Consider the following 15,087-nt stretch of genomic DNA (forward strand, 5'->3'; position numbering starts at 1 on the left):
GCGTGAGACAAAGAGACAATCAATGTCTCGCTTGAATACCACCATACGACGACCCCGCGGAGTCGGCAAGGAGGAATCGGATGACGTCGAATCGAACGGCGGAGTTCGTGCGGCGACTCACAGAACCCGACCCTGCCATGCTCGCCCAACTACTCGACCCGGATGAGCTCACCACGCGCATCCTGCGCGCCACGCTCGAACAGGCCGAGCTCGTCGGCATCCGCCGCACCACGATGGAGGACGTCGCCCGCCGCGGCGGCGTCGGCCGGGCCACCCTCTATCGTCGCTTCCCGACCAAGGCAGCGCTCATCGACGCCATCGTGTTCGCCGAAGCGCGCCGATTCATGAACGGCAGCGCGCACGCCCACGCGCGAGCCGACAATGTCGAAGACAGCTTGGTGTTCGACACGGTGTTCACCGTGACGTTCCTGCGGGAACACACCTTGCTCAGGAAGCTGCTGCGCACCGAGCCCGAGACGATCCTGCCGAGCCTGACCATCGACGCAGGAGCCATTCTCGACTTCGCCACCGACTACTCTGCGGCGTTGTTGCGCACCGACATCTACGGGGCAGCAGTCACCACGCCCGCCCAGGATCGCCACCTGCGCACCGTGGCCGAGCTACAAACCCGCCTCACGCTGTCCTTCATCGTCACCCCGCACACCAGCATCAAGCTGGCCAACATCGACGACACCCGGGCGTATGTGCGCGACTACCTCATGCCGATGCTCGCGACCCGACCTACCGCTGCGGCGTCAGATACGGCAGCACCAGCGTCGTGAGCTCGCCGATCAGTGGCCGAAGCCCCTCGGCCTTGGGATCGTCGGTCTGCGAACGCGTCAGGAACGACAACAGCACTCGCTGACCATTGGGCGAGTAGGCTACGCCGACGTCGTTGGTGCTGCCGTAGTCACCGCTGCCGGTCTTGTCGGCACTCGTCCAGCCGGGCGGTAATCCGGCTCGCAGACTGGAGGTTTGGTTGCCGCGCATCCAATCCTCGAGTTGCTTCCGCTCAGCCGTCCCGAGCGCGTCGCCGGTGAGCAGCTTGCGATAGCCCTCACCGAGCGCGTGGGGTGTGCTGGTGTCGCGCGGATCGCCGGGGATCGCGGTGTTGAGTGCGGTTTCCCAACGATCGAGTCGAGTCCGGTCATCGCCGATGGAACGCGCGAAATCCGTGATGCGCGAAGGACCTCCGATGATCCTCAACAGCCAGTTGCCCGCAGCGTTGTCGCTGCGCTGCAGCGCGGCCTGGCACAACTCGCCGATTGTCATGTTCTGACCGACATGGGCTCCCGTCACAGGCGAGTTCGCCACGATGTCTTCGGGTGCAATGCTGACCGCATCGCTCAGCGCCAGTTCGCCTGCTGCCGCCTTCTGAAGCACGCGCGCGGACGCATATGTCTTGAACGTCGAACACATCGCGAACGGATCGTCGGCCCGGTGCGACACTGATCGCCCAGTGTCGACGTCGACGGCGTACAGGCCGGCATACGCGTGGTGCCGCGCCTCGAGTGCCGCGACGCGGTCTTCGAAGGGCGGCAGCGGCTCGGCCGGGTCGGCGGGCGTCGGCTTCTGCGGGCCGCAAGCCGTCATCGCCGCGAGCGTGACACCGCCCACGACGAACTGACGCCTCGACACCCGCATCAACCGGCTACCGCCCGAAGGGGTTTCGGAAGCGACCGCTTGGATCGATGCGGACCCAGCACGGCGGCGCCCATCGGCTTGGCCAACAGTTGTCGCGCTACCGCGTTGACCTCCTCCACGGTCACCGCATCGATGTGCTCCAGGCTGCTGGAGACGCTGCGGTGCTCGCCGTAGTTGAGCTCGCTGCGACCGATCCGGTGCATCCTCGACCCGGAATCCTCCAACCCGAGCACCAGCCCGCCACGCATGGCGCCCTTGGCAATTCGGCACTCAGCCTCGGTGATCCCGTCGCGGGCCACGTCGGCCAGCACATCGGTGGTCACCCGGATCACCTCGTCGAACCGCTCGGGCAGACAGGCGGCATAGACCGACAACGCACCGGTATCGGAGAACGTGTCGATGGTCGAGTACACCGAGTACGCCAACCCTCGGGTCTCCCGAATCTGTTGAAAGAGCCGGGAACTCAGGCCGCCGCCAAGCGCGCCGTTCAGTACTGAAAGCGCCCACCGGTGCTCCCAGTTCCGCCCTGGCGTGCGCACCCCCATGAACACGTGGGTCTGTTCACCATCGCGGTTCACCAGCTGGAGCGTCGGTTGTCCCGGCACCCGGCCCGTCCCCTTTCGGGGCTCGATCGGATGGCGACCGCGCACCAGCCGTGGCCCGAAATGCTGCCGTACCAGGGCGACCACGTGATCGTGGTCGATGTTTCCTGCGACCGCGACCACCATCCGCTCGGGGGTGTAGCGGCGGACGTGGAACGAGTGGATTTGCGCACGTGTCATCGCCGAGACCGACTCGACGCTGCCGATGACGGGCCTGCCGACGGGATGTTCGCCGAACATCGCCGAAAGGAACACATCGCCCAGCGTGTCCTCCGGGTCGTCGTCGCGCATCGCGATTTCCTCGAGCACGACGTCGCGTTCGACCTCGACGTCTTCGACCGCGCATCGTCCACGCAGCACCACGTCGGCGACGAGATCGACGGCCAATTCCAGGTCGTTGTCGAGCACGTGCGCGTAGTAGCAGGTGTGCTCCCGCGCGGTGAACGCGTTCAGCTCGCCGCCGACCGCGTCGACCGACTGGGCGATCTCGACGGCGGAACGCGTCGGCGTCGACTTGAACAGCAGGTGTTCGAGGAAGTGCGCGGCGCCGGCGACGCTGGGACCTTCGTCCCGCGAGCCGACGCCGACCCACACTCCCACCGACGCCGAACGCACCGACGGAACGAATTCGGTGACGACGCGCAGCCCACCCGGCAGGGTGGTGCGCCGGACCGACTTAGCTGCTGGCGGTCGCGGCATCGGCAGGCAGCGCGGCCGTATCCGTTTCCGAGGCAGGTGCGTCACCGTTCGAGGCCTCGGCGACCTCGTCATCGGCGACGACGATCAGCGAGATCTTGCCGCGGTTGTCGATGTCGGCGATCTCCACGCGGAGCTTGTCACCGACCTTCACCACGTCCTCGACCTTGGCGATGCGCTTGCCCTTGCCGAGCTTGCTGATGTGCACCAGCCCGTCACGACCAGGCAATAAGGAAACGAAAGCTCCAAAGTCAGTGGTCTTCACCACCGTTCCGAGGAACCGCTCACCGATCTTGGGCAGCTGCGGGTTGGCGATCGCGTTGATCAGGTCGATCGCGGCCTGCGCCGACTCGCCGTTGCTGGCGCCGACGAACACCGTGCCGTCGTCCTCGATCGAGATCGAGGCGCCGGTCTGCTCGGTGATCGAGTTGATCATCTTGCCCTTCGGCCCGATGACCTCGCCGATCTTGTCGATCGGCACCTTGATCGTGGTGATGCGCGGTGCGTACGGGCTCATCTCGTCGGGCTCATCGATGGCCTCGGCCATGATCTCCAGGATGATGATGCGGGCCGACTTGGCCTGCGCCAACGCGTCCGCCAGCACGTGCGACGGGATGCCGTCGAGCTTGGTGTCGAGCTGCAGGGCGGTGACGAAGTCCTTGGTGCCTGCGCACTTGAAGTCCATGTCGCCGAACGCGTCCTCTGCACCGAGGATGTCGGTCAGCGTCACGAAGCGTCTTTCGACGCCACCACCCTCTACTTCCACGTCATCGGACACCAGGCCCATCGCGATGCCTGCCACCGGCGCCTTGAGCGGAACACCGGCGCTCAGCAGCGACAGCGTCGACGCGCACACCGAGCCCATCGACGTCGAGCCGTTGGAGCTCAACGCCTCCGACACCTGGCGGATGGCGTACGGGAATTCCTCAATGCTTGGCAGCACCGGCAACAGCGCCCGCTCGGCCAGCGCGCCGTGTCCGATCTCGCGGCGCTTCGGCGATCCGACGCGACCGGTCTCACCGGTCGAGAACGGCGGGAAGTTGTAGTGGTGCATGTAGCGCTTGGACGTCTCGGGCCCGAGTGAGTCGATCTGCTGGGCCATCTTGACCATGTCCAGCGTGGTGACACCGAGGATCTGCGTCTCGCCACGCTCGAACAGTGCGCTGCCGTGGGCACGGGGCACCCAGTTGGTCTCGGCCTTGAGCTCGCGAATGTCGCGGATGCCGCGGCCGTCGATGCGGAAGTGGTCGGTCAGGATGCGCTGACGGACCAGTTTCTTGGTCAGCGAGCGGAACGCCGCGCCGATCTCCTTCTCACGCCCGGCGTACGTCTCGGCCAAACGATCGAGCACCTCGCCCTTGAGCTCGTTGGTGCGGTCGTCGCGCTCTTCCTTGCCCGCGATCGTCAGCGCCTTGGAGAGCTCGTCGGTGGCCACCGCGGACACCGAGTAGAAGACGTCGTCCTGGTAGTCCGGGAAGACCGGGTAGTCCGCGGTCTCCTTGGCGGCCGCGTCGGCCAGCTCCTGCTGCGCCTTGCAGAGCACCGCGATGAACGGCTTGGCCGCCTCGAGGCCCTCTGCCACAACCGTCTCGGTCGGGGCGGTCGCGCCGCCCGCGACGAGCTCGATGACGTTCGCAGTGGCCTCGGCCTCGACCATCATGATCGCGACGTCGGCATCGTCACCCGACCCGACGACACGGCCGGCGACGACCATGTCGAACACGGCCCGCTCCAGCTGGTCGATCTTCGGGAAGGCCACCCACTGGCCGTCGATCAGTGCGACGCGCACGCCGCCGACGGGGCCGGAGAACGGCAGGCCGGCGAGTTGCGTGGACGCGGACGCAGCGTTGATCGCCACAGCGTCGTAGACGTCCTGGGGATTCAGGCTCAGCACCGTGACGACGACCTGGATCTCGTTACGGAGCCCGGAGACGAACGACGGGCGCAGCGGACGGTCGATCAGGCGGCACGTCAGGATCGCATCCGTGGACGGCCTGCCCTCGCGGCGGAAGAACGAGCCGGGGATGCGGCCCGCGGCGTACATGCGCTCCTCGACGTCGACCGTCAGCGGGAAGAAGTCGAAGTGATCTTTGGGTTGCTTGCTGGCCGTGGTGGCCGACAGCAGCATGGTCTCGTCGTCTAGGTAGGCGACGGCCGAACCGGCGGCCTGCTGAGCGAGCCGGCCGGTTTCGAAGCGGATGGTGCGGGTGCCGAAGCTCCCGTTGTCGATGACGGCGGTCGATTCGAACGCGCCGTCTTCATTTCGTGTTGCAGCCATGACGTACGTCAATCCTCTTTGTTCTCGTGTTCAGCTGTCTTTTGTCGTCACACGCGAACCCGGGAAAAGCCGACGGCCATCGATCGAAGCGGCCGGACGTCTTTCAAGTCTCCGACCGCCACTACCGAAGACCGCCCATTCGAAGACGGGTCGTGGTGACGCTCTGGAACGGTGCGCGCGGATGTGCGCGGACCGCACCTTATGTTCGAGCCCAACCGGCTCAGAACACACTTACTGTACATGGGTTGCTGTGTCGGCCCTCATAGCCAGCTAGGACACCGCGTCGACGCACACCGTGAACTGGCGTTCGTCGTACGGATAGCCAATACCGCTGGCACACAGGTCGGGGTTGGCCACGTTGTGAAGTATCTGGGTTGCCCTCTGCCGGTTGGATGCCGACGTATCAGCGCAGTCCACCCTGACGGGATCGCGGCCGTTGTCGGGATCGACGCTCATGCAGCCACCGATCACCCAGTCGACGTCCATGCACACCGTCGTTCCGGAGCCCCCGAACGAGCGAGTGGAGTAGTACGAATCGACGTCTGCGGGGCACTGATCGGTGTGCTCGACGGTGCGAACGACCTTGAAGTTCGACCCGGGGCTTCCGCATACCGCCTTGTCGGCGTCCGGCTGATCCACCGGACCGCCGACCTTCAGGCAATCCCCCACCTGCAAATCGGCGGTGGCCGCAGAAGAGCACGCAGTCGAAGCAGCGAGCACCAGAACCGCGACCGTGTTGGCCGCGGCTGATCTCCTCACGAAACGTGCGTCAGCGGCGCAGGCCGAGCCGGCCGATGAGCGTGCGGTAGCGCTCCACGTCGACCTTCTCGATGTACTTCAGCAGCCGCTTGCGGCGCCCCACCAGGAGCAGCAGCCCGCGACGCGAGTGGTGATCGTGCCGGTGCACCTTGAGGTGCTCGGTCAGATCGGAGATGCGCTTGGAGAGCATCGCGACCTGAGCTTCCGGAGACCCGGTATCAGTGTCGTGGAGGCCGTACTGGCCGAGGATTTCCTTCTTCTGTTCGGTGGTAAGCGCCACGAAACAACTCCATCTATTTCAGTCCGCGAGGATGAATGAACGCACGGCCGCCGCGAACTGCAGCGCGCGCTTGGTCGTGGCGAAGTCTAACAGCGTTCTACTGCGCAGAAAGAATCGTGCGGGCCTTGGCGGTGTCTCCGCCCATCGCCGCGATGAGATCGTCGATCCCATCGAACTTCTCCTGACCCCTGATCCGCGCGACGAAATCGACGGCGACGTGCTGACCATAGAGGTCGGCGTCGGTGTCCAGCACGAACGCCTCCACGGTGCGGGTCCGGCCGGAGAACGTCGGGTTGGTGCCGACGGACACCGCGGCCTGATAGCGCTCACCAGGGATGACGGTGCCCACCACCGGTCCGTGACCCAGCACCGTGAACCAGGCGGCGTATACCCCGTCGGCCGGGATCGCGGAAAACATCGGGGGCGCCACATTGGCGGTGGGAAAGCCCAGCCCCTTGCCTCGGCCGTCGCCGCGGACCACGACACCCTCGACGCGGTGCGGGCGGCCGAGTGCTTCCGTGGCTGCCACCACGTCTCCGGCGTCGACGCAGGACCGGATGTAGGTCGACGAAAACGTGACGGTCTCGTCGCGGTGATGCTCCGCTACCAGAGACATGCTCTCGACGGCGAAGCCGAAGCGCTCCCCGGCCTTGCGCAGCATCGCGACGTTGCCCGCGGCCTTCTTGCCGAACGTGAAGTTGTCCCCCACGACCACCTCGACGACGTGCAGACGTTCGACGAGCAGTTCGTGGATGTAGCGATCGGGGGTCAGCTTCATGAAGTCCGAGGTGAAGGGCACGACCAGGAAGACGTCGACGCCCATCTCCTCGACCAGTTCCGCGCGCCGCGTCAGGGTGGTCAGCTGCGCGGGATGACTACCTGGGAAGACGACTTCCATGGGATGGGGGTCGAATGTCATCAACACGGTCGGAACCCCACGCGATCGACCTGCCTTCACCGCGTGATTGATCAACTCCGCATGTCCACGGTGTACACCGTCGAACACGCCGATAGTGACGACGCATCTGCCCCAGTCCGTGGGGATCTCATCCTGACCCCGCCAGCGCTGCACGACCGCAAGCCTACGACGCGACCGTCGCCACGGCGGCGCGAGATCCCCAGATGGGGTAATGATTGCCTAAACTTGGCGAGCGTGAGTCCTGACGGTAACCAGCGCGACCTTTCGACGGTGGCTCAGGACTATCTGAAGGTGATCTGGACCGCCCAGGAATGGTCACTGGAAAAGGTCAGCACCAAGATGCTGGCCGAGCGCATCGGGGTGTCCGCCAGCACCGCATCGGAGTCGATCCGCAAGCTCGCCGACCAGGGTCTGGTCGACCACGAGAAGTACGGCGCGGTCACGCTCACCGACGCGGGTCGCAGTGCCGCGCTGGCGATGGTCCGTCGCCACCGTTTGATGGAGACCTTCCTGGTCAACGAGCTCGGGTACAGCTGGGACGAGGTCCACGACGAGGCCGAGGTGCTCGAGCACGCGGTGTCCGACCTGATGCTGACGCGCATCGACGCCAAGTTGGGCTTCCCCACACGTGATCCCCACGGGGACCCGATACCTGCTGCCGACGGCCGGGTGCCGACGCCCGACGCGCGGCAACTGTCGGTATGCCGGGACGGCGATACCGGGACCGTGGCACGCATCTCGGACTCCGACCCGGAGATGCTGAGGTACTTCGACAGCGTGGGGATCAGTCTGGATTCCCGGCTGAAGGTGCTCGCCCGCCGCGATTTCGCGGGCATGATCTCGGTAGCCGTAGAGAACTCTGCAGCAGACGGCACTACCACAGTGGACCTGGGAAGTCCTGCGGCAGAAGCGATTTGGGTCGTCGCCTAGCTTCCCGAGGTTGCCTTCCGAGGTTGATGCCGACGAATAATTGACGTCGCCGAAATGCTCGCCGAATCCGCTCGACTCCGTAACATTGATCTTGGACGAGGACGACTTCGAGAGTGCCTATCGTGAATTCGAGCGGCGGTACTACGCAGGCGAGGGATCGTCGTACGCAGAGTCGGGCACACTGCTGACCGAGATCTTGAACGCCATGAACCGCAACGATTTCGACCGCATGTTCGCCAAGCTCGTCGCTCCCGACCTACACGTCGACAACCGCACCCGCACCGCATTTCCGAAACGCTCGGCCGCCGAGCTTCGGGCTAGTTTCGATGACCTCGGCGACATGGTTTCTTCGGTACGAACGTGGCTTTCGGCTACCTGCTGGCAGTCGTCCCGTCGGTTCGTCGCCCGATTGGAACGCGAAGCAGTCGGACCGGACGGCGAGCGATACGAGTGGTCGCGGCTCGTCGCCGGCGAATGCCAAGCCGGCAGGCTTGCGTCGCTGTGCGAATTCGAACTCGACGACGAGGAACACGCCCTGACCTACACGGAGCAAACCTAATCGCGGTGTGCGAGCCTTACAGCAACGCCACCCGTGACCCGGCGGCTCCGACCGGATGGTCCGCAACGGCGGTCCAGAATGGGCGCGGAATTTGCGACGAGTAGCGAAGTTGCTCCTCGACGGCACTGCCACTCCGGTGTCCGGAGGCGCCGCAAAAGAGCGGCGCCCCCGAACAGAGGTGGCACCTCCCCAAAGCCACCTAGCCAACATACATTCTGGATTGAATCCAAGCAACGCGTCAGCTGTTCAGCGCCATTTCGATGTCGTTTCGTAGCCGGGAGCGGGCGCGCGCCCAGCGACGCAGTAAACGGTCGTCGTCGCCGTCCACGAAGCTCGAGATCCGCAACCCGCGGATCGCGTCCATGGCCGTGTACGTCGCATGGCGCAGGTCTCGTCTGGCGGCTTCGTCGGGCAGGATCTGAGCGATGGCGGCAAACACACCAGCGTTGACGATTGGCTCCACGCGCTCGATCTGAACGCCCAGCACTCTGTCGGTCCGTGATGCGATCCACAATTCGATCGTCGCGACGAAGAGCGGCCCTTCGTGGAGGGACCACAAGAAGTCCAAGATCGCATTCGCAGTGTCTGGGTTCTGATCGATCAGACCCAGATCACTCATGGCCTTTTTGGCCCGCTGATGTGCAAGGTGCTCGATCGCCGCGACCACCAGATCTACCTTGGCCGGAAAGTGGTGGATCTGAGCGCCCCGGGTGACACCGGCCTTCTCGGCGACGCGCATGGTGGTGGTGCCTGCATATCCGTAGGCCACCAGGCAGTCGACAGTGGCATCGAGCAGACGCTGCCGCATGGCGGCGCTGCGCTCGGCCTGCGTTCGCCGCGCGCCGCGCAGTACCGCGCTATCTGGACTTCCGTTGCCGGCCTTCGTCATCGCTGCGGAGAGTACCGCTTGGCTGGTCGGTGGAGACCAGTTTCTCGGCGCCGTGTTTGTCCCACTACAACGTGGCGGGCCGTATGACGACCACCGAGCGCGTCCTGCCGCCATCGTCCGAGAGCAGCGCGATGACGCGGCCGTCCGACGCAGTCGCGGCGTAGACGCCCTCGATGCCAGCGGGCTTCAACGCACGACCATGCCGGGCATGCTCGACCTCCTCGGCCGTCAGCTCACGGCGGAGAAACCCGAGTAGGCAGGCCTCATCGAGCGAGTAGCTCAGCGCAGGTGCGTCAGCGAGTTCGTCGAGCGTGCGCGCCTCGTCGAGGCCGAAATTGCCGACCCTGGTGCGCCGCAACGCCGTTAAATGACCACCGACACCGAGCGCAGCGCCGACGTCACGTGCCAGTGCCCGGATGTAGGTGCCCGAGGAACAATCCACCTCGACGTCGACGTCGACGAACGGGCCGTCCCGCCGGACCTCGCGAACGTCGAAGCGCGCGATGCGCACCTTGCGCGAAGCCAGCTCCACCGGCTTGCCCTCCCTGGCAAGCTTGTAGGCGCGTTGGCCGTCGACCTTGATCGCACTGACGGCCGACGGAACCTGATCGATGTCACCGCGCAGCGCGGCCACCGCGGACTCGAGCTCGGCTGCGGTCACCTGATCGGCCGGAATCGACTGCAGCACTTCACCTTCTGCGTCTTCCGTGGATGTGGTCTGGCCAAGCCGAATGGTGCCTGCATACGACTTGTCGGTTGCCGTGAGCAACCCGAGAAGCTTGGTGGCCCGTTCGATGCCGATGACCAGCACGCCGGTCGCCATGGGGTCCAGCGTGCCCGCGTGCCCCACCTTCCTGGTGCCGAAGATGCGTCTGCAGCGGCCGACCACGTCGTGGCTCGTCATGCCAGGAGGCTTGTCGACGACGACGAGGCCCGGTGCTGGGGCGCTCACAGCGCGATGGCCGTCAGCGCGATGCCGTCGGTGACCGACCAGCGCCCGGCCAAGATGTTCAGCGGCGGACCGGATTCAGCGGCCGGGTCGATCAGGATGCGCGATGAGAACGTGCCCCCCGCCCCCGAGCCGTCGACCGTGAAAGAGATGTGCGCGTCCTCGAATCCCAACCAGCGATGTGTCAACGGATACCACGCCTTGTAGGTGGCTTCCTTGGCGCAGAACAGGATTCGATCCCAATGCAGCCCATCGGGCAGCACGGCGAGTTCGTGACGCTCACCGGGCAGACTGATGGCACCGAGTACGCCGTCGGGCAGCACGTCGTGCGGCTCTGCGTCGATGCCAAGCGAACGCACGTCGGCCGCCAGGCCGACGACGGCGCCGCGAAAGCCCGCGCAGTGCGTCAAGCTTCCCACCACTCCGTCGGGCCAGCACGGTTCGCCCTTGTCCCCCTTGAGGATCGGCGCGGGTGGCAGCCCCAGGTCCCCCAGCGCCTGGCGCGCGCAGTACCGGACGGTCACGAACTCGTTGCGCCGCTTGGCCACCGAACGGGCGATCAACGGCTCCTCTTCGGGCAGTGGGGCCAGGTCGGGCGGATCATCGTAGAGTTCGGCCGTCGCCACCACCGAGGGCAGCACCCCTGTCAAGAGGCTCATCGCCTGTCCTTGATGCGCTGCTGCATCTTCTGCGCGTTGGTCCGCATCTCGGGCGTGATCTCGAAGTGGCCGCCGAACTCGTTGAGATAACCGGGCGCATACCTCGGGTCAGGCAGGATCTGACGTAACCAGCGATACGGCTTGCGGCGCCGCCACTCTCGCGGGTAGCCGACCGAGACTTCCTCGAAGCGCACGCCGTCGTACCAGGTGGTCCGAGGAATGTGCAGGTGGCCGTACACCGAGCACAGCGCGTTGTAGCGGGTGTGCCAGTCGCTAGTGGCGGTGGTGCCGCACCACATGGCGAACTCGGGGTAGAACATCGCGTCGCAGGGTTCGCGAACCAGCGGGAAGTGGTTGACCAGGATCGGCGGCGTCAACCAGTCCAGGTCCTCGAGCTTCTCCCGGGTGAGCTTCACGCGGTCGCGGCACCAGGCGTCGCGCGTGGCATAGGGCTCGGCGGACAGCAGGAATTCGTCTGTGCCCACGACGTTGCGCTCGCGCGCGACTGCGAGCCCCTCGGCCTTCGTGGCCGTGCCCTCGGGCAGGAACGTGTAGTCGTAGAGCAGAAACATCGGGACGATGGTCGCCGGCCCGCCCTCCTCGGTCCACACGGGAAAGGGATGCTCCGGGGTGACGATGCCCATTTCGTCGCACATGTTGACCAGGTAGTCGTAACGGGCGCGCCCGAAGATCTGCATCGGGTCCTTGCTCGTGGTCCACAGTTCGTGGTTGCCCGGCACCCAGATGACCTTGGCGAAACGCTTGCGCAGGAGGTCGAGCGACCATCGGATGTCATCGGTGCGCTCGGCGACGTCCCCGGCGACAATCAACCAGTCGTCGGGCGTGGCCGGATGCAGGGACTCGGTGACCGGCTTGTTGCCGGTGTGTCCGATGTGGAGATCACTGACAGCCCAGAGCGTCGGATGGCGATGTTCGCGCGACGGAGCAGACACAACAGCTCAGCCTACTTGCGCCGCGCGAATCGGTGGACCCGGCAACTAGAACATGTTCTCATTTCCGGTAGGTCCGGTGGAGCCGAACTTGTACACTCCCGGCAATGGCCAACAGATCTGGACGAGTACGCATGCCGCGGAACCGCCATGACGGCAGGGGGAATTGATGGCCGCCAAACTGCGCCTGCTCTCGGCGGCATGTGCGCTGATCGCGGCGGTCATCGTCGTCTGGCAGACCAATCCCCTCGGCGCGCCTGGCGCCGACCGAGTCGATCTGCGGTCCACCTCAGCGCCCATGAGCAACGTCTCCACGTCGATCAAGTGGCCGGTCATCGAGACGGTGAACCCTCGCCCATTCGACGCGTGCGAGGACATTCCGCTCGACGTCATCCAAAACATTGGATTGATGTTCACCCCACCCGAACACGAGGACGGGCTGCGGTGCCACTACGACGCGGGCAACTATCAGATGGCCGTGGAGGCGTTCGTGTGGCGCACCTACGAGGCCACCCTGCCCGCGGACGCGGTCGAGTTGAACATCGGAGGCCATCGCGCCGCGCAGTACTGGATCATGAAGCCGACCGACTGGAACGACCGATGGTGGGTGACCTGCATGATCGCGTTCAAGACCAGCTACGGCGTGCTTCAGCAGTCGCTGTTCTACTCGCCGATCGAGTCCGCCGACAACCCCGACTGCCTTCAGACAAATCTGCAACGGGCGAACCAGTTGGTGCCGTACTACAAGTTCTAGCCGACTAACTGGTCCTTCGGGATCGAGCGTTCGAGCATGCCGATCGACTGCTCGCCGTCCCACGTGTAGCGCACCCCGGCCTGCTGGAGCGCCGGGAACGACCAGTTCGCCGTCAGCACCCGCATTTCGTCGGATAGCTCGCTCGGATCGGTGATGTCGTGGGTCGACAACACGGTCTCCCCCGCGATTCGGACGGTGCCGTCGGCAGTTTCCAGCACCAGCGAGACGTCCTCGCCGAGCGGCTGAAGCCTGCGCAGCCACGGCGCCTCGACCACCCGGGCCGGGATCAGCGCGCCGTCACCGGAGAACACGTAACCCTCGTTGAACGCCGGCTCTCCGTCGGGTCGCGGCGGATAGGCGATGTATCCGAAGCCGCGGCCACTGGGGAACAACGCCGACTGCCAGCAGTGCCCCCAGAATCCCTCGAGCTTGCGGACGCCCTGGCGGCGGATACGCAGCCCGCTGCCGGTGAACGTGTGGCGCTCGTCCCCGACCTGCAGCGCACCGGACGCCCGGAACAGCTGTTCGTAGCGGGGCCCGCCCATCAGATCGCCCACCAGGGACGTCTTGAGCGCAGTCCCCGACTTGGCGTCGAGCGCACCTTGCACCCACGGCGGCACGGCCAGCACGGCCTCGACGTCGAATCGGACGTCGACCAGCGGACCGGTTTTGCGCCCCTCGACCAGGTCCGCGGACGACGTCTGCATCGCCTTCCCGTCGAAAGTCATTCGCCACGTATCGAACTCGCGCACGCACGTGAACGCCAACGGCCCGGCGCCGAGCACGGTCGGCCGTCCGTCGGGTCCTTCGACGGGTCGGGTGGCAGCATCCTCGCGCAGCCGAAACACGCGGCCGTCGGGGAACGCCACGTTGACCTGAATTTGGTGCGCATCCCAGTTGGACGCGACCGCCTCGATGCCGACACGGGGCAGGCCGAGCTCGCCGCGGTCGTCGAAAACCCAGAAGCTCACCGAGTCCCGCATTTCCGGGTTGTCGGGCCGCTCGGCGAACGGTAGCTCCCGTTGCGGGTCGATGCCTCCGGTCAAATCGATTGCCATGGCTGTGTGTCACCCTTCCTGGTTGATCCAGCGCGGCACGTGTTCGGCGTAGGTGGCGAACAGTGGTCGGACGGCCTCGAGGTCGAGTCCGAAGTCGGCCGGATCGGCGCGTTGACTCGGCTCGCGGTTTTCGGCGTTGTGCTCCCACCAACTCGTCATCTGCAGTTCGAACTCGGGGCCGACCGGTTCCCCGAGCCACGCGTACAACCCCCGCACCTCGGATATCGGGTCGGCCGCAATGGCGCGAAAGTCGATGTCGTAGAACCGGTGATCAGCACCGCCGTCGCGGAACTTCACCGCTCGCTCCATTCCCACCGACCACTGTTCGACGTTGAGCCGCCCCAGATACGGGCGGTCGACGTGATCGCTGAATCCGCTGACCATGTCGGCGTACAGATCGACCACCGACAACAACACATCGGTGGGGTCGCGGTGGGTCATGACGAACCGCGCGTCGGGAAACACGGTGTCGAGCGCGTCGAGCGACAACACGTGCGAAGGCGACTTCAGCCGCCACGGGCGCGGCCGCTCGCCAAATTGCATGAGCTTCAAAACCCGCTTCTCGAACCGGTAGGTTGACGTGAAGTCGGCATCGGAGACCAGCCAGTCCGAGTACTCCGGGATGGTGGCAAAGGCTTGGTAGATCTGTGATTTGAAGTCCATCGCCATGATGTCGAGGCACTCCATCGGATCGTGCATGTTGTGCGGCACGTGGAACCGACTGCCGACCACCACAGGGTCATCTTCGGGTATGCGTGGATCGACGCCCCGAACGGTCGATGACGGCGGGCACGGCTCCGCCGACTCCCACCGCCGCACGTATCTGACGTTCGGATCCTGAGCGAGCAGGCACGACAGCGCCGTCGAACCGGTGCGTGGCAGACCGAGGCCGAACAGCGGCGCTTCAATCACGATGTCATCGATCTCGGGATGCCTGCGGTACCAGTCTTCGACGTGAAGGCGCTGCTCCAGGTAGCCGACGATGCGGGGGTAGAGGAATCCCTCCCCGCGGGCGTTGAGTCGAGCAGCCTCCAACCCGCGGAGCAGGAGTTCCAGCCCATCGCGAAACGAGTCGTCGCCGAAGTCGTCCAACCCGGTCTTGGTGACAGCGTGCTGCAACAACTCGTTCGGTGAAGCCACGACCGCCTCCTCAGATATTCG

16 protein-coding genes are annotated in these 15,087 nt (G+C 65.4%); 4 read left to right on the plus strand and 12 right to left on the minus strand.

The genetic code is table 11. The features are described from left to right. Positions 1-80: 80 nt before the first annotated feature. Positions 81-782: a helix-turn-helix domain-containing protein gene (locus tag SLQ30_RS03220; protein ID WP_319445379.1), complete on the plus strand. Its 702-nt coding sequence runs from the start codon at positions 81-83 to the stop codon at positions 780-782. Here SLQ30_RS03220 and bla read toward each other — a convergent pair. From bla to SLQ30_RS03250, 6 genes are all read right to left on the minus strand, one after another. Continuing rightward, entirely contained in the window at positions 742-1,647 is a 906-nt protein-coding gene (gene bla / locus SLQ30_RS03225; protein ID WP_319445380.1) for a class A beta-lactamase, read from the minus strand. The two genes, SLQ30_RS03220 and bla, sit on opposite strands and share 41 nt — an antisense overlap. After that, on the minus strand, positions 1,644-2,945 hold the full coding sequence (locus tag SLQ30_RS03230) for a pitrilysin family protein (protein WP_319445381.1): 1,302 nt from the start codon (positions 2,943-2,945) through the stop codon (positions 1,644-1,646). The genes bla and SLQ30_RS03230 overlap by 4 nt, the downstream gene beginning before the upstream one ends. Next, the gene (locus SLQ30_RS03235; RefSeq protein WP_319445382.1) at positions 2,923-5,220 is read right to left on the minus strand and encodes a polyribonucleotide nucleotidyltransferase; all 2,298 of its coding nucleotides are present in this window, start codon (positions 5,218-5,220) and stop codon (positions 2,923-2,925) included. Before SLQ30_RS03235 ends, SLQ30_RS03230 begins: the two co-directional genes overlap by 23 nt. A gap of 270 nt (positions 5,221-5,490) precedes the next feature. Continuing rightward, the gene (locus SLQ30_RS03240; RefSeq protein ID WP_319445383.1) at positions 5,491-5,979 is read right to left on the minus strand and encodes a hypothetical protein; all 489 of its coding nucleotides are present in this window, start codon (positions 5,977-5,979) and stop codon (positions 5,491-5,493) included. A gap of 10 nt (positions 5,980-5,989) precedes the next feature. Continuing rightward, positions 5,990-6,259, minus strand: coding sequence for a 30S ribosomal protein S15 (gene rpsO / locus SLQ30_RS03245; RefSeq protein ID WP_319445384.1), 270 nt, complete (start codon positions 6,257-6,259; stop codon positions 5,990-5,992). A gap of 97 nt (positions 6,260-6,356) precedes the next feature. Continuing rightward, positions 6,357-7,331 (minus strand): bifunctional riboflavin kinase/FAD synthetase, encoded by a 975-nt coding sequence (locus SLQ30_RS03250; protein WP_319445385.1) that lies wholly within the window; start codon positions 7,329-7,331, stop codon positions 6,357-6,359. 81 nt (positions 7,332-7,412) lie between these two features. Here SLQ30_RS03250 and mntR point away from each other — a divergent pair, with 81 nt between their 5' ends. Beyond that, positions 7,413-8,108 carry a manganese-binding transcriptional regulator MntR gene (gene mntR / locus SLQ30_RS03255; RefSeq protein WP_319445386.1) on the plus strand — a complete coding sequence of 232 codons (696 nt, stop codon included), beginning with the start codon at positions 7,413-7,415 and terminating at the stop codon, positions 8,106-8,108. An 85-nt stretch (positions 8,109-8,193) separates the two neighbouring features. Then, positions 8,194-8,667, plus strand: coding sequence for a hypothetical protein (locus SLQ30_RS03260; protein ID WP_319445387.1), 474 nt, complete (start codon positions 8,194-8,196; stop codon positions 8,665-8,667). A gap of 238 nt (positions 8,668-8,905) precedes the next feature. Here the strand turns inward: SLQ30_RS03260 and SLQ30_RS03265 are convergent, their stop codons facing one another. The 4 genes from SLQ30_RS03265 to SLQ30_RS03280 all read right to left on the minus strand — a co-directional run bounded on the left by SLQ30_RS03265 (position 8,906) and on the right by SLQ30_RS03280 (position 12,117). After that, positions 8,906-9,556 (minus strand): TetR/AcrR family transcriptional regulator, encoded by a 651-nt coding sequence (locus tag SLQ30_RS03265; RefSeq protein ID WP_319445388.1) that lies wholly within the window; start codon positions 9,554-9,556, stop codon positions 8,906-8,908. A 64-nt stretch (positions 9,557-9,620) separates the two neighbouring features. After that, complete coding sequence (truB, locus tag SLQ30_RS03270) at positions 9,621-10,508, minus strand: tRNA pseudouridine(55) synthase TruB (RefSeq protein ID WP_319445389.1); 888 nt, start codon at positions 10,506-10,508, stop codon at positions 9,621-9,623. Then, a complete protein-coding gene (locus tag SLQ30_RS03275) occupies positions 10,505-11,164 on the minus strand; it encodes a 4'-phosphopantetheinyl transferase (protein WP_319445390.1) in 660 nt (219 codons plus the stop codon). Before SLQ30_RS03275 ends, truB begins: the two co-directional genes overlap by 4 nt. After that, positions 11,161-12,117 (minus strand): metallophosphoesterase, encoded by a 957-nt coding sequence (locus SLQ30_RS03280; protein ID WP_319445391.1) that lies wholly within the window; start codon positions 12,115-12,117, stop codon positions 11,161-11,163. Before SLQ30_RS03280 ends, SLQ30_RS03275 begins: the two co-directional genes overlap by 4 nt. 166 nt (positions 12,118-12,283) lie before the next feature. Here SLQ30_RS03280 and SLQ30_RS03285 point away from each other — a divergent pair, with 166 nt between their 5' ends. Beyond that, a complete protein-coding gene (locus SLQ30_RS03285; protein WP_319445392.1) occupies positions 12,284-12,868 on the plus strand; it encodes a DUF3558 domain-containing protein in 585 nt (194 codons plus the stop codon). Here the strand turns inward: SLQ30_RS03285 and SLQ30_RS03290 are convergent. Both SLQ30_RS03290 and SLQ30_RS03295 read right to left on the minus strand, forming a co-directional pair. Then, the gene (locus SLQ30_RS03290; protein WP_319445393.1) at positions 12,865-13,926 is read right to left on the minus strand and encodes a hypothetical protein; all 1,062 of its coding nucleotides are present in this window, start codon (positions 13,924-13,926) and stop codon (positions 12,865-12,867) included. The two genes, SLQ30_RS03285 and SLQ30_RS03290, sit on opposite strands and share 4 nt — an antisense overlap. A 9-nt stretch (positions 13,927-13,935) precedes the next feature. Further along, the gene (locus SLQ30_RS03295; protein WP_319445394.1) at positions 13,936-15,066 is read right to left on the minus strand and encodes a sulfotransferase; all 1,131 of its coding nucleotides are present in this window, start codon (positions 15,064-15,066) and stop codon (positions 13,936-13,938) included. Positions 15,067-15,087 lie beyond the last annotated feature (21 nt).

The organism is Mycobacterium sp. RTGN4 (genome assembly GCF_033804635.1).
GTDB lineage: Bacteria > Actinomycetota > Actinomycetes > Mycobacteriales > Mycobacteriaceae > Mycobacterium.